The sequence below is a fragment of the Pseudomonas sp. genome (genome assembly GCF_040514055.1).
Lineage (GTDB): Bacteria > Pseudomonadota > Gammaproteobacteria > Pseudomonadales > Pseudomonadaceae > Aquipseudomonas.
This window is the reverse complement of the sequence record NZ_JBEVDL010000046.1, coordinates 37003-58443: the sequence shown is the minus strand read 5'-3', so window position 1 is coordinate 58443 and position 21441 is coordinate 37003. Positions and strand designations below refer to the sequence as shown.

The window sequence follows — 21441 nt, the reverse complement described above, 5'->3', positions numbered from 1 at the left end:
AATGGACTCCGCCCCCCCCCCGCCGGTTGGGCTCATGGGCCCGGGGGGTGTGGTCGGCCTGGCCCCCGCCCGCCACGCTGGTGGTGCTCGACAATGCCAATCCGCCCTTTATGTATCAACAGGACGGCCAGCCGCGTGGGCTCTATCCGCGCATGTTGCACGCCATTTTCACGCATGCCGGCGAGCCGGTGGAAATTCGTGCCGTACCCTGGAAAAGGGCCCTGCTACTGGGGGAAAGCGCGGCGGCCGGTATCGGCGGCATCTACATGAACCGCCGACGCCTGCAGGTCTTCGACTATTCAGCACCCTTGTTCGAAGAAAAACTGCGGATCTATGTGCGCAAGGACCGCGTTTTTCCCTTCGAGTCGGTGGAAGACCTGACGGACAAGGAAGTCGGCACCATTCGCGGCTGGAGTTACAGTGAAAGCTTCGACCGCGCGGTCCGCGAGCAGCGTATCAATGCCCGGGAAAGCACCTCGGATGAAAGCAATTTTCGCAAACTCGCTTCCGGCCGCCTGGACGCGGTCATCGCCATCGAGGAGTCCGGGCAGCAGATGATCCGCCGCTTGCGGCTGGACGGCCTGGTCCCGCTGGCCAAACCCTTGAGCGTCAATCCGACCTACCTGGTGTTCGCCAAGGACGCAGAGCACCGCGAGTTGCTGGCGAAATTCAACGCCAGCCTGCGCGCCATGCGGGACGACGGTTCATTGCAGGCACTGATCGAGCAGGCCACGACCCAGGACTGACTACTCCTTGACCTCCATATATTCCCGTGCCCAGACCATGTACTCCTCGGCGGTGGAATACTTGGTCGACAGCTCCGAGGCGCTCAAGTCCGACGCGGTGATCTGACGCTGTTCGCGCAGGCAATCGTACGTCGCCTTGATTGCGGCAAAGTAAGCCGCATGACCGTTGACCACGATGCGCACGCCCAGGCGGGCCAGGCGCGGGTTGTCGCGCAACTCGGGATTGCCGTAGGTGACCAGCATCAGCGGTACCGTCAGGTGCGAGGCGATCTGTTCCAGGTGCTCGAAATCGACCACACCGACCATGCACAGCGCATCGGCTCCGGCCGCCTGATAGGCCTGGGTGCGGTGAATGACCTGCTCGACGCTGAGCATGGCCGCATTGGTGCGGGCGACGATCGCCAGGTCCGGGTCGACCCGTGCCTCCAGCGCCGCGCGAATTTTGCCGACGGCCTCCTCCACGGGAATCAGGTCGGTAGACTTGTGGCCGAACTTGGCCGGCAGCAAGGTATCCTCGATGGTCAAGGCGGCAATGCCGGCACGCTCCAGTTCGACCACGGTGCGCATCACGTTCAGGGCATTGCCATAGCCATGGTCGGCGTCGGCGATCACCGGCAGGCGACTGACCCGGCCGATACGGACCGCCTGCTCGACGAACTCGCTCAGGGTGATCACCGCAAAGTCCGGGGCGGCCAGTACCTGCAGGGACGCCACCGAGCCGCCCAGGATGCCCACCTCGAAACCCAGGTCGGCGGCGATGCGCGCGGACATCGGGTCGAAGACCGAAGCGGTGTGGTAACACTCGGTGGACTCGAGCAGGGCACGAAAGGCCGTACGCAACTGATGATGGGAAGCTCTACGCATAGGAGGGGGTTCCTGAAACTGCTGCGAATGCCAAAGGTTTAAGGCGGATAGGTAGCTAGCTTAGCAAATCGCCAGCGGCCCGCCGAGTCCCTGCGGCGGCGAGTGTTTCAACGCCTACACTGGCGATAAACAGCCAGCACCAGGGACGGTGAGCCATGCAGACTCCAGAGCACAGGATCCAGGCGGCGTGCTTCTTCTTCACCCTCAGGTTGGCCGACCGTTCAGCCACCACCCTGGTGGACCATATCGGCCTGTTGCGTACCGCACTGCGCCGGGTCAAATTGAGTGACCCCTTCGAAATCGTCGCGATGGTGGTGTTGCCCGACCACCTGCACGCCGTCTGGCGGCTGCCACCCCGGGATCAGGACTACCGGCGGCGCTGGGCGCTGATCAAACGCACGTTCGCCGAAGCGCTGAACCCCGGGCAAAGCGTACAACTGTCCCGGCGCCTGTGCCGTACGCCGGTTATCTGGCAACAATGCCCCTGGCAGCAGCCCATCGAGGGCGTCGACCAACTGCGGCAACGCATCGCCTATGTCCACGCCAACCCGGTGAAACACGGTTATGTCGCACATCCCGAAGACTGGCCCTATTCCTCGGTTCACCGGCAGGGGGCAGCTTCATCACCGCACGACTGAACCCGCCGGCACGCAGGCAAGCGCTGAACCTCAACCCACGGGGAACCGACCAGGCCATTGGCTATCAAATGTTCACGGACCGAACGCCTGCGTCCCTCTCCTGCAAGGATCCCCCTGTCATGCTTAACTCTCGCCGCCTGCTGTGCTCCTTGACCGGCCTGTGCATCGCCTTGGGCAGTGCTGGCGTATGGTCGGCTCCCAAACACGACAAGCATCAAGGCGCCTCCCAGGGGCACAACAGTGCCCAACAACAGGGTGCACTGCAGATCGACCTCGGCCAGGTGCGCATCGTCCTCGGGGAGCACCGCGACTGGGCCGAACCCGCGCCCAACTTGCCGCCTGGCTTGCGCAAGAAACTCGCCCGCGGCCAGCCACTGCCCCCCGGCTGGTCCAAGCGCCTGGATGGACGCCTGCAGGAACGGCTGCCCCGGTACGAGGGCTATGAGTGGCAACAGATCGGTCGCGATGTGGTGCTGGTCGCCCTTGCCACAGGCCTGATCTACGAAGTGCTGCAGGACGTCTTCGACTGAGCGCGCACGTCGTCCTAGATCCCTGGCGCCGCACGCAGGTGATCGGTCATAGATCGACCGGAACCTGCGGTTGAAACGCACCACCACTGACCAGGGTAAATGCCATCCAGGCGACCAGCAGGCCGTACAAGGCCCGCGGCCCCCACTCCGCCAACTGCTGTTGGAAGTCGTCGACGGCCAGCGTCTCACCCTGGGCATGGCGCAGCAGCATAGCCGGCAAGGCGCCACTGCCCTCGCCGGCACGGATCAACCCCAGTGCCTGCGCCTTGTTGGGGAAGTCTACCGACTTCAGGGCCTTTGACAGGGGCGCGCCAGCTTGCACCGCGGCGTCCACACGGGCGAAGGTGGAACTCAAGGGCGAATGCCCCAGTACGGCACAGGCTTTGGGTAATGCGGTGAACATCGCAACACCCGCCTCCAGCAGCAGCCCAAGGGTTTCGAAAAAATCCCGCGCCGCTTGCCGGGCGCGCCAGGGCCCCAGCAGCGGAATCGCCAGCAGCCACGCCTCGACTTGCCGTTGGCGCCCGCTCGGGCCGGCGGAGTCGAGCCAAACCAGCCCCTTGCGCAGCAGGTAAACTGTGCCGGCCAACAGCATCAGCGGCGCCAGGACGTTCCACAGGTAGCCAGCGAAGCCGAGGGAACCCGCGACCAGGCGCGGCAGCGGCTGCACCAGCAGGGCCAGGACCAGGACGATCAACGGCATCCTCAGCCGCGAGCGGATGGCCGCGGCGCTGCGGGCCTTCACCTGGTAGGTGTCGGCCAACCGCTGATAGAGGACCGCCGGGCTGCCGCCGCTCTGCGCGGCGCCGACCAATGCCACCTCCAATCCGGTCAACAGGCCGGTCTTGTGTCCCGCCGCCGCCACGTCCATCCCTTGCGCCAATTGCTGACGCATGCGCTGCAAGCGCGTCTGGGCGTGGGCCGGCAGTTTCAGCAGGGCAAAACTTTGCTCGGTGGAAACACCGGCTTTTTCCAGGGCGGCCAGATGGGTGAACAGCTTGGCGCGTTCGTCCAGCGACAAGGGAGCGGGTTGGCGACGTGACATGGGCGTTCTCGGCCATAAAAAGGCACAGTGTTTATCATGCCGCGGCGGCACGCCAGCAGCGGCTTAACCTCAACGTGCGCACCCGCACATCCCGCCCAGTAACAACGGACTCGTCTGACTATTTCAGGTCCGCAGGAAGTGGTGGCAGCGGGGCCTCGGGCAACCAGCGGCGGAAAATTCGCTCGAAGCTGCCATCACCGCGCATGGCATCGAGTTGCCGCTGCCATTGCGCCACGACCGCTGGCGAGGTCTGCAGGGAAAAGGCGATGTAATAGGCCGACCGCATAAAGGTCAATTGGACTTGGACCTCTTCCGGGGTCAAGCCACCCATGGCCAATTCCTCGCGCAGGGTGACATCGTCGGTCGCGATCAGCTTGACCCGTCCGTGCTTGAGCATGGTCACCATCTGCCGTGAACCGGGCACTTGATACAGGTTGGTGAAGCCGTGCGCCGCCAGTGTTTCGTAGGTGTACCATTGCTTGGGCACAGCCAATGGGCCACTCTGCGCCGCCGCGGCCAGACTGTCGATCTGCAGGCCCGCGGACTTGAGCGAATAGAAACTGGTGCGTCCCAACAGAATGGGGCCCACCCACTGGAACTTTGTCTCACGCTCGGCGGTGCGCACCGTCGAGAAGATTGCCGTGTCCGCTTGGCTCTGGGCGGCCTGATAGCCCCGTGTCCAGGGGCCCAGGCTGATGCGGATAGTATCGCCGCTGCGCTGCGCAAGGGCTTCCACCAGGTCCACCGCCAGCCCATGGGGCCGATTGTCCTGAAGGAAATTCAACGGCGGCGACTCTTCGGTATACAGGTGCAGCTCCGCGGCACTGGCCGCGAACACCAGCCCCAGCCACAGCATGAGCACCCGGTAGCTGTCTCGTCTCACCCTTCCCACCTCCGCACATGGGCCTTGGATCCAGGGCCCGGGATCCGATTCGGCCAGGTCTAGCCTGGATTTAAGCAGTGACCGGGTTATGGCGCCGGAAAAACCCGGATTGCGTGTGCGGAAAACAGGGGCGGAGCGGTACAAGGACGAAGTTAAGCTTTCGCTCCGGCCTTTTGCACAAACCGGCTAATATAGGCGGCGCGCGACGGCAAGCGGATCCACCAGCAGGATACTCCTTGATGCAACTCTCCGAATTCATTGTACAAAACGTTGAGCGTTTCGTTGACGAGTGGGAGCGGTTCGCCAAAACCCTGACGCCGGCCGCTGAATGCCTGGACCGGGTGGAGCTGCGCGACCACGCTGGCGCCATCCTCTTGGCCGCGGCCCGTAATATGCAGGTGCCGCAGACCGCCCGCGAACAAGCGGCCAAAGCCAAGGGCGAGGGACCGGAAAAAACCCCCAGTCTGAATGACGCCGCCGCTGACCATGGTGAACTGCGCCATGTGGTGGGCTTCAATCTGGTGCAGATGACCTCGGAGTTCAGAGCCTTGCGCGCCAGCGTGATCCGCCTGTGGGTCGAGGCGCTGGGCACGCCGGAACGCGACCATTTCGACCAAATGATCCGCTTCAACGAGGCAATCGATGAAGCCCTGGCCGAGTCGACGGCCGCCTACGCCGAGCAGGTCGAACGTTCGCGGGACATTTTTCTGGCCATCCTTGGCCATGACCTGCGGGCGCCGCTGCAAGCCATACTGATGTCCACCGAGCTGTTGGCGCGTAAAGCAGACCTGGACGCCAGCACACGCACCGCCCTCGGCCGCATCAAGCAAGGCACCCGGCAGATGGGCACCATGGTCAAGGACCTGCTGGAGTTCGTCCGCAGCCGCCTGGGAGCCGGATTGCCGATCGTGCGCGCGCCCATGGACCTGGCGGACGCCTGCCGCAGTGCCATCGACGATGCCCAGCTGATTCATCCCAACGTGGACCTGCGCCTGGAAATCAAGGGCGACACCCGGGGGGAATGGGACCGGGCACGTATGGACCAGGTCTTGACCAACCTGATCGGCAACGCGGTGCAGCATGGCGCGCAAAACCACCCGGTGTCGCTGCGGGTCGAGGGCGACGCCCGGCACGTGACCCTGGAAATGCATAACCAGGGCGAGCCGATTGGCGCCGATATTCTGCCCAGCCTGTTCGATCCGCTGGTGCGCGGCCCCAGCGAGGACCTGCATGTCAATCGCTCGACCAGCCTGGGCCTGGGCCTGTTTATCGTCAAGGAAGTGGTGGGGACGCACCAGGGCAAAATCGAAGTCAAATCCAGCGAAGCGCTGGGCACCACCTTCACCGTCTGCCTGCCCAAACACGGCTGAACCTGCCTTAGCCAGCGCCGGGATCAGGGCCTCTCCAGCGCAGGGGCGACCAGCAGCTGCTGTATGGACGGGTCGCTTAGGCGCTCACGGGTCACCATCACCACGTCCAGCTCAATCTGCTGCGCCGTCGGCGACACTACCTGCTCCCGCACGGCCTGCTGGATCAAGTGCACCCCGCGATAACCCATCGCATAGGGCTGTTGCAGCACCAGGGCGGCCATCTGCCCTTGCGCCAGCGCCTTTAGCAGCAAGGGGTCGGAATCGAAACCGATATGGGTCAGGCTCCCCGCCGCCTTGAGATGCAAAAGGCCGACCAAGGCGGCCCGCGTGGTCACCAGGTTGGGTGTGAACAGGGCATCCAGCGCCGGAAGTTGCTTGCCAAGGGCATGAATGACCTGCTCGTGGCCCTCGCTCAAGGACCGATCGAAAACGATCTTGAGCCCAGCCGCCTCCGCGGCCTCGACGAATCCCCGCTCGCGCTCCCGGGTGGTGATCACCTCGGGATTAAGACGGATCAGCGCTACCCGGCCCCGCCCCTTGAGCAACGCCCCCAAGTGTTGTCCGGCCAGCCGCCCGGCATGATAGTTGTCGGTGGCAATGACCGCCACCACCCCCTGGCTACCGGTATCCCGGTCGATAAACAGGGTGAAGACCCCCTGAGCCTTGAGCGCCTGCACACGCTCGCCGATGGCCGGACCACTGGGGGCGATGACCAAGGCCTTGCAGCCGCGCGCCACGACCCAATCGATCATCTGCAGCTGGGTCTGCACATTACCTTCGCGAATCGGCCCACGGAAATAGATTTCGACACCGAGTTCCTCGCCAGCCTGCCGAGCGCCCGCGGCCACCTGGTCCCAGAAAACCTCGCCACCGGCCGAAATCACCCCGATACAGGACGCGGCCACCGCCGGGCCGGGCAGCAGCAAGGCAAAGATCAGCCACCGCAACCGAGCGGCAACAGGCTGCATAAGGTAAGCACTTACGGCGGTGCGATACGCATTCACGATAACAGCAGGCCTCCCGTGTCAACCGCCAAGCCCAATGGCCCATGGTCATCCTGATCAGGATAGCCGCCAACGCGCGATCGGGTCGGCGCTAACCGGCGGTCGGGCATAAGCAGGCCCGGTGCAAACAGGCCGCCCGAGGGCGGCCTGTTCAGCTAATTGACAGCAGCCTGCTTACTGCGGGGTCCAGGCGCTCTGCCAGTGCGAACCGATTCCCGGCTCGTAATGAGTCGACGATGGACTCCACTGCACGCAGTAACCGCTGTTGGGGAACGGCTTGCAGACATAGACCAGCCCGGTCTTGGGCTGTAGCACACGGGTACCGGCCTTGTAGCTGCGCAGGCCATCGGGGAACACGTAGTCCTGACCGGTGCCGGCGCTGTCATCGCTGAGCATCAGGTCGAAAGTCTTCTGCAGCACTTCACCGCTGCCCTTGACCACCGCCTTGATGACCAACTGATGGTGACCGGCCTTGGGCTGATTCAACTTGAGGACCACGGGCAAGGCATTGTTGTTAAGCGCCACCGTCGCGAAGCCCTTGGAGGCACCGCCATGGTCGTACACATAGGCACTGACGTCCAACTCGCCCACGGCCGTCAGGCTGAAGTCGATGCTCAATTGCCCTTTTGTGATGCGGTAGGCCGGTTTGAGGTAGCTGACCATAAAGTCGGCGGTGACCGGCGGCTGGTCCTTGTTGATCTGCACTTCGACTCGGCTCAGGTTGCTGTCGGCCTTGGTGTAGATCGCATTCTGACCGTAGACCGGGCTGACCTTGCCACTCTGGTCCATCTGCCCGGCACGCAGCAGCGGTTGTTCGGCATTGATCCGCGCCGCCAGCTGGTACGCCCAGTTGTTGCGCTGCCCTTCGGTGGCATTGCCGATGGCCACCTTGGTTTGCAGGTCACGGCGCTCTCCGGAGGCGTCGAAAACCCGGCTGACCACGCTGTCCCCGGCCTTGAGGTCGACCGAGGGATAGATGGTGCCCTTCTGCGCCCAGGCCACTGGCGGCTGTGGCACGCTGTCCTTGAACATCACGTCGACCACGTTATAAAAGCTGTTGACCGTGTCGCCGATTTCCCAGACACCGAGTACTACCTGGTAGCCACTGCGCGCCGGCACGTTGCACGTGTGGGTCACCTGCTTGGGCGGCTGCTTCATCCCGCCGTCGACCACGCAGAAAGGCGTCAGCTCGAAGGCGGCACGGCTGAGTTTCTGGTTGGGGTTCCAGTCGGCCTTGGTGATGTAATAACGCCAGTTGCGGGTGGCATGATTGGCGGTGAACTGCCAGCTGAAGCTATTCGGCCCGGCCTGCATGGCGCGTTTGCTCCAGCGGCTGCTGGTCTGCTCGTTCAGCTCGCCGAACTGGGCCAGACCGGCCCCGGCGATCTGCCCATCGACCGGGCCCTGGGCGGGAAAGCCGGACACCGCCTCCAGGCTCTGCGGCTCCCACTGGATGGCCCCACAGTTGCTGTTGCCGCCTTGCTTGCACAGATAACCACGTGCCTCGGGCATGCTGATATAGCCATGGGCCCATAGACTGGAGCTGGCCAGCAGGGCACAGCCGGCGATAATGACATTGGACTTCTTCACTTCCATGTACCTCGTTGAACAGGGTGATAACGATTCGCGTACGCGTCACGACGCAGCCAGCAAGCCTAGGCCAAACGCCGGGAAAGGCCGCGATTCTTGGCGGTAAAATGCTGCCGCACCAGCCGGAAGGGCCGTTTTTGAGCGTCCGTAGCGATTTCGCAACGCAGTGCCAACAGAACCTTTGACCAGTTCACCCTGGTTTTGAGACCTGGGGCACCCCGCTCGCTCCTGAGCACGGTGTCATCGATGCAGATCGGGGGTCGCCGAACGGCGATCAAATCGCCGAGCACGGCGCCCGCCGCTGGCATAAACTGCGCGGCCGTTTTTGCCTGGAACACCAGACGCCATGAAACACGACCTCCCAGCCCGTGCCTGCGGCATCGATTTCGGCACCTCGAACTCCACCGTGGGCTGGCTGCGCCCAGGCCAGGAGCCGCTGATCGCGCTGGAAGACGACAAGATCACCCTGCCTTCGGTGGTCTTCTTCAACTTCGAGGAACGCCGCCCGGTCTATGGCCGCCTGGCGCTGCACGAATACCTGGAGGGTTATGAAGGACGCCTGATGCGCTCGCTGAAGAGCCTGCTGGGCTCCAAACTGCTGAAAACCGAGACCACGGTGCTGGGCAGCGCCATGCCGTTCAAGGACATCCTCGGGTTGTTCCTCGGTCAGCTTAAGGAGCGCGCCGAGCGACTGGCCGGACGCCCCTTCGAGGAAGTGGTGTTGGGCCGCCCGGTATTCTTCGTCGACGACGACGAAAAGGCCGATCAGGAAGCCCAGGACACGCTGGTGGAGGTGGCGAAGAAAATCGGCTTCAAGGACGTGTCGTTCCAGTACGAGCCGATCGCCGCGGCGTTCGACTATGAGCGTGGCATCGAGCGCGAGGAGCTGGTGCTGATCATCGACATCGGCGGCGGCACCTCGGACTTTTCCCTGGTGCGCCTGGCGCCGGAACGCCGCCAACTGGACAATCGCCATTCGGATATCCTGGCCACCGGCGGGGTACATGTGGGCGGCACCGACTTCGACAAGCAGTTGTCCCTGGCCAGTGTGATGCCGTTGTTCGGCTACGGCAGCCGGATGAAAAGCGCTGCCTTTATGCCCACCAGCCATCACCTGAACCTGGCCACCTGGCACACCATCAACGCGGTCTATGCGCAAAAATCGCAGCTGGCGCTGCAAAGCATGCGCTACGACATCGTCGACACCACCGGCATCGATCGGTTGTTCAAGTTGATCGAGCAACGCGCCGGCCACTGGCTGGCGATGCAGGTCGAGGAGAGCAAGATCGAGCTGACCCTGGCCGAACGCCGCAGCCTGTCCCTGGAGCGCATCGAACCGGGACTGGTCGCCGAGTTGAGCCAGACGCTGCTGGAAGAAGCCATCGGCCCGCTGCTGCAGCGCATCGAAAGCAGCGTCAGCCGGCTGCTGGTCGATGCCGGCATCCGCGGCGAGCAGATCGACACGGTGTTCTTTACCGGCGGTTCGAGCAGCGTGCCGGCGCTGCGCAACTGCATCACCGCCTTGTTGCCCAACGCCCGCCAGGCCGAAGGCAACGTGTTTGGCAGCATCGGCAGCGGCCTGGCCATCGAAGCGAAAAAACGCTACGGCTGACCCGGCGCGCGGGCTATTGCTTGAGCCGGTAGCCGGTCTTGAAGATCCACCCGACCAGGCCCAGGCACAGCAGCAGGAACAGCAAGGTCATGCCCAGGCTAAGGGCGACGCTGACATCCGCCACGTCGTAGAAACTCCAGCGAAACCCGCTGATCAGGTAGACCACCGGGTTGAACAGCGTGAGTTTCTGCCACAGCGGCGGCAGCATGCTGATCGAATAGAAGCTGCCCCCCAGAAACGCCAACGGCGTGACGATCAGCGCGGGCACCAGCTGCAGTTTTTCCCAGCCATCGGCCCAGATGCCGATGATAAAACCGAACAGGCTGAAGGTCAGTGCCGTGAGCAGCAGAAAGCCGATCATCCAGAAGGGATGGGCGATCTGGAACGGTACAAAGAGCCGCGCGGTGAGCAGGATGATCAACCCCAGGATCACTGACTTGCTGGCCGCCGCGCCGACATAGCCGGTGACGATCTCCAGGTAGGAAATCGGCGCCGATAGCACCTCGTAGAGGGTGCCGGAGTACTTGGGCATGTAGATGCCGAACGCCGCGTTGGAAATGCTCTCGGTGAGCAGGGCCAACATGATCAACCCAGGCACGATAAAGGCGGCATAACTGACGCCCTCGATGGCGACCATATGCGCGCCGATGGCCGAGCCGAACACCACGAAGTACAGCGAGGTGGAAATCACCGGGGTAGCGATGCTCTGCATCAGCGTGCGCCAGGTGCGGGCCATCTCGAACAGGTAGATGGCGCGTACGGCATGCCAGTTCATGGCTGTTCCCTCACCAGGTTGACGAAAATCTCCTCCAGCGAGCTCTGGCTGGACTGCAGGTCCTTGAAATCGATGCCGTGCTCGCTCAGCAGGCGCAACAGCTCGGCGATGCCGGTCTGCTCACGTTGCGTATCGAAGGTGTACAGCAGCTCCTCGCCCTCGGCGCAGAGCTCCAGCGGGTACGCCGCCAGGGCCGGCGGGATGGCCGTCAACGGCCGCTGCAGGTGCAGCCGCAGCTGCTTTTTGCCAAGTTTGGCCATCAGCACCTGCTTGTCTTCCACCAGAATGATCTGGCCCTTGCTGATCACCCCGATACGGTCGGCCATCTCCTCGGCCTCCTCGATATAGTGGGTGGTCAGGATTACCGTCACGCCGCGCTCACGCAGCCCCCGCACCATGGCCCACATGTCCCGGCGCAATTCCACGTCGACACCGGCGGTGGGTTCGTCGAGAAACAGGATCTGCGGCTCATGGGACAGCGCCTTGGCGATCATCACCCGGCGTTTCATGCCGCCGGACAGGGCCATGGTCTTGCTGTCTTTCTTGTCCCAGAGCGACAGGTCGCGCAGCAGCTTTTCCAGGTAGACCGGGTCGGGCGCCTTGCCGAACAGGCCGCGGCTGAACTTCACCGTGGCCCAGACGCTTTCGAAGGCTTCGTTGAATAACTCCTGGGGTACCAGGCCGATCCGCGCGCGGGCCGCGCGGTAATCCTTGACGATGTCATGGCCCTCGACGCGAACCTGGCCGCTGCTGGGATTGACGATGCCGCAGATAATGCTGATCAGGGTGGTCTTGCCCGCCCCATTCGGCCCGAGCAGGGCAAAAATCTCGCCCCGGTGGATCTGCAAGTCGATGGACTTCAGGGCCTGGAAACCCGAGGCATAGGTTTTGGTCAGGCCCTCGATGGAAATAACCGGTTGCACAGGCACTCCTTGAGCGATTGACGGCCGGGCGTCTCAGCCCAGCGCGGTGTCGAGAAACAGCATCACCGCGAAACCGACCATCAGACCCAGGGTCGCGGGGGTCTGGTGGCCGTTACGGTGGGTTTCCGGAATCACTTCATGGGACACCACGAAGATCATGGCGCCGGCCGCCAGGCCGAGGCTGATGGGGTAGGCGATGGCCAGGCTGCTGGAGATGCCCAGGCCGATCAGCGCACCGAGAGGCTCCATCAGCCCCGAGCCGACCGCCACCAGCGCCGACTTCAGCGCCGACAGCCCGGTGGCACGCAAGGCCAGCGCCACCGCCAGCCCTTCGGGAATGTCCTGCAGGGCGATCGCGGTGGTCAGCGGCAGGCCGACCTGCAGGTCACCCTGGGCGAAACTGACGCCGATGGCCATGCCTTCGGGCAGGTTATGCAGGGTAATCGCCAGGACAAACAGCCACACCCGGCTGATCCGCTCGCTGCCTGGCCCGCAGGGACCGGTGCTGTCGTGTTCATGGGGGGTGAAGCGATCCAGGCCCAGCATCAACAGCACGCCCAGCCCCAGTCCCGCCACCACCGTCAAGGCGGCCAGCGCACCGCTGTCGGTGAGGTCGCGGGCAGCGGCCAGTCCCGGCAGGATCAGCGAAAAGGAGCTGGCGGCGAGCATCATCCCGGCGGCAAACCCCAGCAGGCAGTCCTGGGTACGCGCCGAGATATCGCCCAGCACCAGGGCCGCCAAGGCCCCCAGCGCGGTAGTGGCAAACCCGGCCAAGCCACCCAGTAGCGCATACCGCAGGTGCCCGGCCTGCTCCCCGCTGAAGACCTGGTCAAGGCTCATCCCCACCAATGCGCACAGCAGCAACAGGACGCCGACCAGCCCCAGGGCGATGATCGGGTTGGCCCTGGCCTGGGCGATCCAGGCCGCGCCAAAGGAACGGCCGGTGGGAAAGAGGGTTGCCATGCAGGGCCACCGGAGTCGGATTAAGGCCTCTGTTTTACAGCAACGCCCGGGCGCCCCGTCAAGTACCGCTGGCTTTTGTGCACCCCGACCATGACGCCAGGCGTCAGAACTGGTGCCGTCAGGCGTCGAAGCGGCGCCGGGCATCCCCGCCGCTTGCCGTGATCATTCGTGAATCGAATAGGTGCCCAGGTTGCAGATATCGACCCCGCGCTCGTCGCTGGTCGTGCCGTCGGCGAAGGTCACCAGAATATCCGCTTCGCAGACGCCGCCGTTGTCGATACTGACCGGCACTTCCCCGTCGGCCGGCAACTCGTAGCCTTCCATCAGGTTGTCACCCCACTCATCGGAGCTGACCGCACCGATCTGGAAGCTGGTCACGGCAACACTGGTCTCGTTCGACAGCTTGAACTCCACCGCAGCCTGCGCCGTCCCCACCACGCCCAGCAAGGCAATCACAGCGACAACATCCTTCATTTTTTTCATGGGGTACCCCTGACTAACCGGTTCAGTTGATGGACAGCGTGCGCGCATCGAACCAGGGCATGGCGCTCGATCGAGCATAGCCGATCGGTTCTGCAGGCTCAGCGTAGCGCGTACATCAGGCATAACGCCACTATCCTTTTGCGCCCGCAGAGCGTTTCCCCCAACGGCGGTATTACACGGCGGTGTCTGGGCGCGCTCCACCGTCCTGCCTTATAGTCCGCCCCAGAAGACACTCTGCGGTTAACCAGGGACGAGCAGACATGCTGACCATCGAACGTATCTACCCGCTGCAACTCGACCCACAGAGCCCGGACGACCAGGACACCCTGCGTATCCACCTGGAACGTTATGGTTTCGCCGCCCAGTGGCTGGCCGGTGAACGGGTATTGGACATGGCCTGCGGCTGCGGCTATGGCACCGCCCTGCTGGCCGAGGCGCATCCTGACAAGACGGTGATCGGGGTCGACATCGACCCCGCGGCGATTGCCTACGCCCAGGCCCACTACCGCCTGCCGAACCTGAGTTATCAGTGCGCCGATGCGCAAACCTTCAGGCCGACGAGCGCGTTCGATACCATCGTCAGCCTGGAAACCATCGAACACCTGCCGCGCCCCCGGCAACTGGCCGCGCACTGTGCCAGCCTGCTGGCCGAGGGCGGCCAGATCATCGCCTCCGTGCCCATCACCCCGACCCTGGACGGCAATCCGCATCACCTGCACGATTTCAGCAAGGGGACTTTTTTCGCGCTGTTTGGCCCCCATGGATTGAAGCCGCAGCGGCACTTCGAACAGGTGCAGTGGTGGCAGTTCAAAGGCCTGTTCCGCTCCCGTCCGAGCAAACAGCACCGCTCCGAAGGCGTCGGCAACGCGGTACTGCGCTACTACCGCAAGCACCCGTTTTACCTGCTGTTGCGCCTGGCTTCCATGCTGCGCTACGGTTTTAGCAACCGCTACCTGACCTGCGTATTTTCCACCCGCCCCTGACACTCTCCTGGAGTCGCCGATGTCCCGTTTATTTCATGCCTGCCACCTGGTTCCGTGCCTGCTTGGCGCGCTAATACTGGGCGGTTGTGGCGCGGCGGAAACCGCCGCCACCGCGACGCTGCAGGCCGAAAAGGCCAAGCAGGCTCAACAGCAGATGGAGCAGATGAAACAGCAGATCGACCAGGCCAATGCCCAAAGCACCCAGCGCTTGGAACAGGCCGACCAGTAGACCGCGGGAGCACTGGTTACAAACCAGCCTCGGCCAGGCGCCGGCCATGCTCGATGAACAGGCCGACCGGGTCGGCGCCCTTGCCGACCAGGCCGAAGGTCTGGTTGATACTGTCGAAATGGTCCAGCGGATACTGGTCGCCGATGACCTTACCCAGGTGGGAGCTGAAACGCCCGACCATGCCGTCGCACTGACCGATCTCCCGAGTGAAGGTTTGCGCAAACAAGCGACACGCCAGGTTCGGCCCGTCGAACAGGTTGCCGCCACGATTGGTTAAACCAGGCTGCAGCGTGCCGGACCAGGAGTAATAACGAACCCCCGCCACCTCCTCGGCCCCTTCGCCCCCCCACACCTCTGGCAGCCCCTGGGGATAACGGTGATTGAACAGCGCCACCCCCGCGGTGCTCAGGGACTCGCCACAGGCCCGGGCATCCAGTGGCAAGGTCGGGCCGATGGCACCGCTTTCCAGCCAGCCGATCCAGCGTGCGGTGCTGCGCATTGCCCAGGCAAACAGGCGCTCCCGCCAAGTGCCCACGGGCGCCTGGCGCTGACAGTAATCCGCCAACTCCGAGCCGTGATTGGGGCCGGACACCGAGGTGACCGAGGCAATCCACTCCGGCCGTTTCGCCGCCGCGTAGCGGGCGGTCAGCGCCCCCTGGCTATGGCCAATCAGGTTGACTTTGTCGGCGCCGGTTTCCAGCAACAGGGCCTGGATCCGCTCCAGCAGCTGCTCGCCACGGACTTCGCTGGCATGCAGGGGTGACACCCGCACCGGATACACCTGGAAGCCCAGGCTGCGCAGCTTCGACTCAATGCCATACCAGTAGGGGTAGCCCAGCAGGCGAATAAACCCCAGCAGCCCGGGGACCAGCACCAGGGGGTAACGGGTCGTGCGTTCGGCAAGCATCAGGCGGCGTCCTTTCAGGGTGGGAAAAGTCACGCGTTGGACCATGCGCTACGTGGCGCCCGGGTCCATGGCATCATGGGGTCTGACGCCAATCGTCGAGGGAGGTTCGACGCCGCGCTTGAGCTTATGGCTCCAGCAACGCATCGATCAGCGCCTGCTTGCGCAGCCGCGAGCGCCCCGGCAGCTGCCGCTCGGCCGCCAGCGCCCGCAGCTGCGGCGTGCTCATGGCCTGCAACCTGACGGTCTCTTCGGCGTGCCGTTGCCGGCTGGCCGCCGCGCGCTGGGCCACGTCCTGGCGCGCCGCGGCTTTTTCCGCGGCGGGCCGCTGGCGGCCGACGCCACCCGCTTTCTCGCCGCCGCCGGAGATCTTATTGACCGTGGCCCAGGCCCGGGCTTCGGCTTCTTCGGGCGGCACGCCGCGCTGCTCATACCCCTGTTCGATATGTTCAGCCTGGCGCTTCTGTTTGTCGCTGTAGGTGCCTTTGTCGCCGCGGGGCATGTCGCTCTCCTGAAAGGGGGGGCTTATCCAGGTGACCGGTCAGGGACGCAAGGGTTCGCCGCCGACCCTTATGGTGATGCGCCGGCCGCCGGTGTTTCGGGCTGCAGCAGCCCCCGGCAGGATTCAGGCGCATCGCGGCCTGGCACCACCAGGGCCAGCAAGCCGGCCCAGGGCGCCACGGCCACGCCGACCAGCAAACCGGCCCCCCGGGCCGCCAGCGGCAAGGCGTCGACGCCGGCATCGGGCCGCCCAAAAGGCCCGCGCACATACAGCGGCGAGCGCAGGGACAGCAGCCGCAGCCCCTTGGCCTCGGGGTCGATGCTCAGATCCAGGCGCTCGCGCGCCATATCGATGCTACCGGCCACCTCGATTCGCGCATTTTCCGTGTCGACCACCATGACCCGCGGACGGGCCACCCCTTGGCGCACCTCGATATCGGCCAGCGCGCAGTTGATCTTCACCGTGTCGTCGCCGAACAGGCGGCTGACCAGGTAATTGCCCAGGTTAAGCCCGGCTATTTCCATCAGGCCGCGACTGACCGCACCGTCATTGATCAGCAATTGCACCTCGCCGTCGGCACTGCCCAGCAACGCGGCGATGGACGCACCGCTGCCGCGCAGGTCGGCGTCGCCATTGAGCTCGCCCAGGCTGGTCTGCATGGGTTCGAAACCCGGGACCAGTTGCTTGAGCTGCAGGTGCCGGGCGCTCACCCGGGCCTGGCCGCGCAACGGGGTGGTCGCGCCCTCGAGGCGGATGCGCGCCTCCAGGCGCCCCCCGGCCACGCCGAAGCGCAAAGGCTCCAGGCGCAACTGGCCCTGGTCCAGCAGCAGGTGGGTGTAAAGATCGGTAAAGGGCAGCTGCTCGCTGTGGACGATGCGTTTACCGGTGAACTGCACATCGGCGTCCATCGCTTGCCAGCGCTCGGTATTCAGTGCGGTTACGGGCAGTACCTTGCCCGCCGGTCGCCGCTCGGCCGCAGGCGTGTCGGGTGTCGGCGGCGTACGCCTGCGAGCGCCGATCAAGGGCGCCAGGTCCTCGAACCGCAGCGCCTCGGAAACCAGCACTGCGGATAACTTCGGCCGCGGCGCCCGCAGAACATAGGTCACATCACCGCCGATATCGCTGCCGCCGATACGCCCGGTGAAGTCCTGGTAGTGAAAAACCGGACCGCCCGCCGCGCGCAGCCGCGCCCGCAAGCGTCCCTCGGTGGCAAAGGCCGGCGTCTCGGGCAGCGCGACCCCGGTCATTGGGTAGAAACTGGCCAGGGTGCTGCCCGACAACGCCAGTTGCAGGTCCAGTGCGGCCAGGTTCAATGGGTCGGTCAGGGTGCCGCTCAAGCGTACCCGGTTGCTGCCCAGGTGCAGGTCGGCCTGCACCGCCAAGGGCTCCCGACCCTCGCGCAACGCCAGCAGCCCGCCAAGCCGCCCGGCGCCGGACAGTGGCTGATCGCGATAACGCCCCTCGACCCGCCAGGCAAAGGCATAGTCCGCAGCGGGCATCGGGGTGGCAGCCGATGGCGGGGCCGCGGGCTCGACCCTGGACGCTCGCCCTGGGGCAGCAGCAGGGGCGGCCAGCAGGTCCTTGAACACGATGGGCGCGCCCAGGGGCTCGACCTCGAGGGCGAACTGGCTGGCGTACTGCGCGTCGCGCACGGCGATACGGGCCCGATCGAAGGCCAGCTCGCCAATCTCCAAACGCCAACGGGACGGTTGCGCCGGCTCACCACTGTCGAAACGCCAGTTGCTACGTCCGTCGGCCAGGCGCTCGAGCGCCACCTGGGGTGCACTCAGCTCGATACGCGGAATCACCAGGCGCTGCTCGAAGAGCGCCAGGGGCGAAAGGCGAAACTCGACCTGAGCGAGCTCTACAAAACCACCTTGTGCCATCCCCTCGGGGTTGCCCAGGGTCAGTTGCTGGGCGCGGATCCGGGGCCAGGGCAACCAGCCGCGCCAACCGGTTTCCCCGGCCTGCCGCTGCCAGCTCACCTGCAGCGGGCCCTCGATCGCGAAGGGCCGCTGCAACGCCGCCGACACCCGGGCATTGAGTTGGGGCTTGATCAGGTTCCAATCCAAGGTAACCAGCACCGCCAACGCGCCGCCGAACAGCAGCAACAGCAGGGCAACACTGACCAACAGGCGCTTGACGCCACGGCTCATGCAGGAAGCTCCTGGAAGTCCATCGGTTCAGCCGCAGCCCGTATTGGCAACACCGGGCACTGACGGGAGGAGAAAGGAGCAGGCATAAGCTATCGACTGGCAAAAGCCCGGAAAGACTCCATCAGATTTGCCCGAGCGCGTCGGCGCGACCGCCTCGTCGCCCTTTCGACAGCCCACCCGGGAGGCCGCGACGGCCGGCCGCGAGGGCTTGACACCGGGCTGCAGGCCCCGCCCTAGAGCCGCCCAACCCACCATCGAAGGAATTGATGGTGACTATTACCCGACTCAACTTCTTATTCCCGGCCCCGTCCTTAGTATTGGCTCCGTAGCCATTATTGATCTCCCAGGAGACCCCATCATGAAACGCCCACTTGTTCTCGGCCTGGCCCTGAGCGTGTTTGCCGCCAACGCCCTGGCACTGCCCAGCGACGATCCCCAACCCCTGCTCGGTGAAGCCCGCGACAGCCAGCAAGCACCGCGCATCCTCGATCGCCACCTCGCCGAAGGCGGAGCCGAACGCCTGCTGCAACGCATTCGGGTCACCGCGGGCCTGACCCGCCATGACCTCGGCCAGCAACGCGTCGACCTGGCCGAAGGCGGTGCCGAGCGTACTCCGCAGCAACAACGTTTTGAGCTGGCCGAAGGCGGTGCCGAACGTACCCCGCAGCAACAACGTTTTGACCTGGCCGAAGGCGGTGCCAAGCGTACTCCGCAGCAGCAACGTTTTGAGCTGGCCGAAGGCGGTGCCGAGCGTACCCCGCAGCAACAGCGTTTTGAGCTGGCCGAAGGCGGTACCGAGCGTACCCCACAGCAACAGCGCTTTGAGCTGGCAGAAGGCGGTGCCGAGCGCACGCTGGACAGTCATCGCGTCAGCTGACTCGGAGATCGGCCCATGACAATGTCTTTGTCACCCTTAACAGCCCGGCTAATGCCGGGCTGGTCGTTTCAGGGACAGGTCAAACCGGCAAGGCCTCGCGATTGGGCAGGCGATACAGCCAGATGCGTTTGAGCACGGTAAGGAATTGCGCGCCCAGGCGCCCGCTGTTATAGGTCTGGCCATAACGTTCGGCAATGGCGCGGACCTCGATGGCCAACGCGGCATAACGCCGGGCGGGCAGGTCGGGGAACAGGTGGTGCTCGATCTGGTGGCTGAGGTTGCCGGTGAGGATATGGAACAGCGGTCCGCCCTGCAGGTTGCTGGAACCGCGTAGCTGGCGCAGGTACCAGTGACCGCGGCTTTCGTCCTGCAGCACGCTGGCCGGAAAGACCGCCGCCTGCTCGGTGAAATGGCCGCAGAAGATCACCGTGAAGGTCCACAGGTTGCGTATCAGGTTGGCCATCAGGTTACCCAGCAGCACGGCGCCAACCGGCGCTGCCACCAGCAACGCCAGCAGCGGAAACAGCAGGTAGTCCTTGCTCCACTGACGCAGCAACTTCTGCCGGAACTGGCGCAGCAGGGGTCGCACCTCGTCCATGGCCAGACGGCCCTTGTAGACCTTGTCCAGGCGCAGATGCTGAATGGCGATCGAATACTGGAACAGCACGGCCTGCACCGTGACCCACAGCGGCTGCCAGCGGTAAAAGGGCTTCCAGCGCTGCTCCGGGAACAGGCGCACCACGCCATAGCCGATGTCATCGTCCATGCCCAGCACATTGGTGTAGCTGTGATGGATATGGTTGTGGGTGTGTCGCCAGAAATCGGCGCTGCCGGCGATGTCCCACTCATACCTCCGACCGGCCAACTCGGGATCGTTCATCCAGTCGTATTGGCCGTGCATGACGTTGTGGCCCAGCTCCATGTTCTCCAGAATTTTCGCCAGCCCCAGCAACAGGGTACCCAGCAGCCAACTGGGGGCGAACCAGCCGCAGAACAGCAGCAGCCGGCCGCTGCCGGCGCAGCCACGGATCACGGCGCGGATCCGGCGGATATAACGGGCATCCGCCTCGCCCAGGTCCGCCAGGGTGCGCAGGCGTAGTGCATCCAGTTCAGCGCCAAAGGCGTCCAGCTCGGTGCCTTGCAAATCGCGATCTTGTCTCATCGAAGTGGCTCCCGGGCGCAGCGCCCGCCCATGAGTGAAGGGATTTAGAGGTCGAGGATCACGTCCCCCAGCGGCGCGCTGACGCACAGCCGGATCGCCTGATCGGGTTCGCTTTGCACCTGGCCGTTGCGCAGGTCGCGCACCGCGCCACTGAGCAGGCGACAGGTGCAGCTGGCGCAGATGCCTTGGCGACAGCCATGGGCCGGACGCAGCCCGGCGGCTTCGGCTTGTTGCAACAGGCTGCGTTGGTTATCCCCCGTGCAGTGCTGGCCCGAGCGGGCGAAACGCAGCTGCACCTTAGTGGTCAGCAGCGTTTGCGGCACATGCGCCGGGCTGAACGACTCCAGCTGCAGGTCGCCTGGCGCCGCCAATTGTTGCCACCAGTGCTGCACCTGCGCGACAAAACCACCCGGCCCGCAGGCAATCACCTGCTGCACCGCGGCCGGCGGCAATGCCTCCAGGTGCTCGGCGCAAAACCGTCCACGCAGGGTGGCAGCATCGCCGCTCTCCCCACTCAGGCCCCAATGCACCCGGAAATTGGGGTATCGCCGCTGCAGCGCGTCCAGCTCGTCGACAAAGGCGCGCTGGCTATGACGACGCACGTAGTGCAGCAGCGTGACCGGTGCCGAAAAGCCCTGTTCGAGGGCATGCCGCAGCAAGCCCAGCACGGGCGTCAGCCCGCTGCCTGCGGCCAGCAGCAGAACGCCCTGGGGCGCGGCGGGCCAGCGCAGTTCACCGGCGACCGTGCCCAGCTCCAGCACCTGCCCGACTTCCACCCGGTCCAGCAGCGGGTTCGACAGGCGCCCGTCCGGCTGACGTTTGATGGCGATTTCCAACGAACCATCCGGGTGCTGGGCCGTCAGGCTGTAACTGCGGCACAGGCGCACCCCGTCGCACTCCAGGTAGAGCTGCAGGTGCTGGCCGGGTCGGGCGCCAGGCCAATTGCCATTGGGCCGCAGGGTCAGGGCCAGCATGTCCTCGGCCACCCACTGTCGACGCTCGACACGGGCGAACACCCGTTGCAACCGCCAGCTGGGGTGCAGGCGGGCCAGGACGGCGTCGACCTCGGCCTCACGCAGCCAACCGCGCGCCGTCAACCAGCGCACGGGATGCAACAGGCGCCCCAGCCATAGGTTCGGGGCCAAACGGGCAAAGGGCATGGCGAAGCCTCCAGTGAACAGTTGTTCACTAAACTGCCTGAG

The 21441-nt window shown here is 64.7% G+C and carries 22 protein-coding genes; 8 read left to right on the top strand and 14 right to left on the bottom strand.

From position 1 onward, the window contains the following. Positions 1 to 746: substrate-binding periplasmic protein (locus ABWY06_RS11145; protein ID WP_353925630.1), on the top strand; the 746-nt coding region annotated here is incomplete at its 5' end. Here ABWY06_RS11145 and ABWY06_RS11140 read toward each other — a convergent pair. Beyond that, positions 747 to 1610: an oxaloacetate decarboxylase gene (locus ABWY06_RS11140; protein WP_353925629.1), complete on the bottom strand. Its 864-nt coding sequence runs from the start codon at positions 1608 to 1610 to the stop codon at positions 747 to 749. Positions 1611 to 1765: 155 nt separating this feature from the next. Here ABWY06_RS11140 and ABWY06_RS11135 point away from each other — a divergent pair, with 155 nt between their 5' ends. Together ABWY06_RS11135 and ABWY06_RS11130 are read left to right on the top strand one after the other, a co-directional pair. Continuing rightward, on the top strand, positions 1766 to 2248 hold the full coding sequence (locus ABWY06_RS11135; protein ID WP_353925628.1) for an REP-associated tyrosine transposase: 483 nt from the start codon (positions 1766 to 1768) through the stop codon (positions 2246 to 2248). A gap of 119 nt (positions 2249 to 2367) precedes the next feature. Further along, entirely contained in the window at positions 2368 to 2778 is a 411-nt protein-coding gene (locus ABWY06_RS11130) for an anti-virulence regulator CigR family protein (protein WP_353925627.1), read from the top strand. 46 nt (positions 2779 to 2824) lie between these two features. Here ABWY06_RS11130 and ABWY06_RS11125 read toward each other — a convergent pair whose 3' ends face one another. Further along, positions 2825 to 3823 (bottom strand): type II secretion system F family protein, encoded by a 999-nt coding sequence (locus ABWY06_RS11125; RefSeq protein WP_353925626.1) that lies wholly within the window; start codon positions 3821 to 3823, stop codon positions 2825 to 2827. A 118-nt stretch (positions 3824 to 3941) separates the two neighbouring features. Continuing rightward, the gene (locus ABWY06_RS11120) at positions 3942 to 4706 is read right to left on the bottom strand and encodes a substrate-binding periplasmic protein (protein WP_502948187.1); all 765 of its coding nucleotides are present in this window, start codon (positions 4704 to 4706) and stop codon (positions 3942 to 3944) included. A gap of 239 nt (positions 4707 to 4945) precedes the next feature. On the opposite strand from ABWY06_RS11120, the gene ABWY06_RS11115 reads away from it, so the two are divergent. Further along, positions 4946 to 6076, top strand: a complete 1131-nt coding sequence (locus ABWY06_RS11115) for a sensor histidine kinase (protein ID WP_353925625.1) — start codon at positions 4946 to 4948, stop codon at positions 6074 to 6076. 23 nt (positions 6077 to 6099) lie between these two features. Here ABWY06_RS11115 and ABWY06_RS11110 read toward each other — a convergent pair whose 3' ends face one another. Then, entirely contained in the window at positions 6100 to 7044 is a 945-nt protein-coding gene (locus tag ABWY06_RS11110; protein ID WP_353925624.1) for a substrate-binding domain-containing protein, read from the bottom strand. Between the two features lie 210 nt (positions 7045 to 7254). Next, a complete protein-coding gene (gene gbpA / locus ABWY06_RS11105) occupies positions 7255 to 8676 on the bottom strand; it encodes an N-acetylglucosamine-binding protein GbpA (protein ID WP_353925623.1) in 1422 nt (473 codons plus the stop codon). 340 nt (positions 8677 to 9016) lie between these two features. On the opposite strand from gbpA, the gene ABWY06_RS11100 reads away from it, so the two are divergent. Beyond that, the gene (locus ABWY06_RS11100) at positions 9017 to 10282 is read left to right on the top strand and encodes an Hsp70 family protein (protein ID WP_353925622.1); all 1266 of its coding nucleotides are present in this window, start codon (positions 9017 to 9019) and stop codon (positions 10280 to 10282) included. A gap of 13 nt (positions 10283 to 10295) precedes the next feature. Here the strand turns inward: ABWY06_RS11100 and ABWY06_RS11095 are convergent, their stop codons facing one another. From ABWY06_RS11095 to ABWY06_RS11080, 4 genes are all read right to left on the bottom strand, one after another. Then, positions 10296 to 11057 (bottom strand): ABC transporter permease, encoded by a 762-nt coding sequence (locus ABWY06_RS11095; protein WP_353925621.1) that lies wholly within the window; start codon positions 11055 to 11057, stop codon positions 10296 to 10298. Further along, the gene (locus tag ABWY06_RS11090) at positions 11054 to 11980 is read right to left on the bottom strand and encodes an ABC transporter ATP-binding protein (protein WP_353925620.1); all 927 of its coding nucleotides are present in this window, start codon (positions 11978 to 11980) and stop codon (positions 11054 to 11056) included. Before ABWY06_RS11090 ends, ABWY06_RS11095 begins: the two co-directional genes overlap by 4 nt. A gap of 33 nt (positions 11981 to 12013) precedes the next feature. Next, complete coding sequence (locus tag ABWY06_RS11085; protein ID WP_353925619.1) at positions 12014 to 12943, bottom strand: ZIP family metal transporter; 930 nt, start codon at positions 12941 to 12943, stop codon at positions 12014 to 12016. A gap of 162 nt (positions 12944 to 13105) precedes the next feature. Next, positions 13106 to 13426: a hypothetical protein gene (locus tag ABWY06_RS11080; protein WP_353925618.1), complete on the bottom strand. Its 321-nt coding sequence runs from the start codon at positions 13424 to 13426 to the stop codon at positions 13106 to 13108. A gap of 260 nt (positions 13427 to 13686) precedes the next feature. Between ABWY06_RS11080 and ABWY06_RS11075 the strand changes: the two genes are divergently transcribed. Together ABWY06_RS11075 and ABWY06_RS11070 are read left to right on the top strand one after the other, a co-directional pair. Further along, positions 13687 to 14409, top strand: a complete 723-nt coding sequence (locus ABWY06_RS11075; protein ID WP_353925617.1) for a class I SAM-dependent methyltransferase — start codon at positions 13687 to 13689, stop codon at positions 14407 to 14409. A 19-nt stretch (positions 14410 to 14428) separates the two neighbouring features. Further along, positions 14429 to 14638 (top strand): hypothetical protein, encoded by a 210-nt coding sequence (locus tag ABWY06_RS11070; protein WP_353925616.1) that lies wholly within the window; start codon positions 14429 to 14431, stop codon positions 14636 to 14638. Positions 14639 to 14654: 16 nt separating this feature from the next. Here the strand turns inward: ABWY06_RS11070 and ABWY06_RS11065 are convergent, their stop codons facing one another. The 3 genes from ABWY06_RS11065 to ABWY06_RS11055 form a co-directional block, all read right to left on the bottom strand. Further along, the gene (locus ABWY06_RS11065) at positions 14655 to 15545 is read right to left on the bottom strand and encodes an esterase/lipase family protein (RefSeq protein ID WP_353925615.1); all 891 of its coding nucleotides are present in this window, start codon (positions 15543 to 15545) and stop codon (positions 14655 to 14657) included. 124 nt (positions 15546 to 15669) lie between these two features. Then, a complete protein-coding gene (locus ABWY06_RS11060; RefSeq protein ID WP_353925614.1) occupies positions 15670 to 16044 on the bottom strand; it encodes a Rho termination factor N-terminal domain-containing protein in 375 nt (124 codons plus the stop codon). Between the two features lie 68 nt (positions 16045 to 16112). Further along, entirely contained in the window at positions 16113 to 18200 is a 2088-nt protein-coding gene (locus ABWY06_RS11055) for an AsmA family protein (protein WP_353925613.1), read from the bottom strand. 358 nt (positions 18201 to 18558) lie between these two features. On the opposite strand from ABWY06_RS11055, the gene ABWY06_RS11050 reads away from it, so the two are divergent. Next, positions 18559 to 19077 carry a hypothetical protein gene (locus ABWY06_RS11050; RefSeq protein WP_353925612.1) on the top strand — a complete coding sequence of 173 codons (519 nt, stop codon included), beginning with the start codon at positions 18559 to 18561 and terminating at the stop codon, positions 19075 to 19077. 79 nt (positions 19078 to 19156) lie between these two features. Here ABWY06_RS11050 and ABWY06_RS11045 read toward each other — a convergent pair whose 3' ends face one another. After that, positions 19157 to 20239 carry a fatty acid desaturase family protein gene (locus tag ABWY06_RS11045; RefSeq protein ID WP_353925611.1) on the bottom strand — a complete coding sequence of 361 codons (1083 nt, stop codon included), beginning with the start codon at positions 20237 to 20239 and terminating at the stop codon, positions 19157 to 19159. Positions 20240 to 20283: 44 nt separating this feature from the next. Beyond that, positions 20284 to 21399 carry a ferredoxin reductase gene (locus tag ABWY06_RS11040; protein WP_353925610.1) on the bottom strand — a complete coding sequence of 372 codons (1116 nt, stop codon included), beginning with the start codon at positions 21397 to 21399 and terminating at the stop codon, positions 20284 to 20286. Positions 21400 to 21441 lie beyond the last annotated feature (42 nt).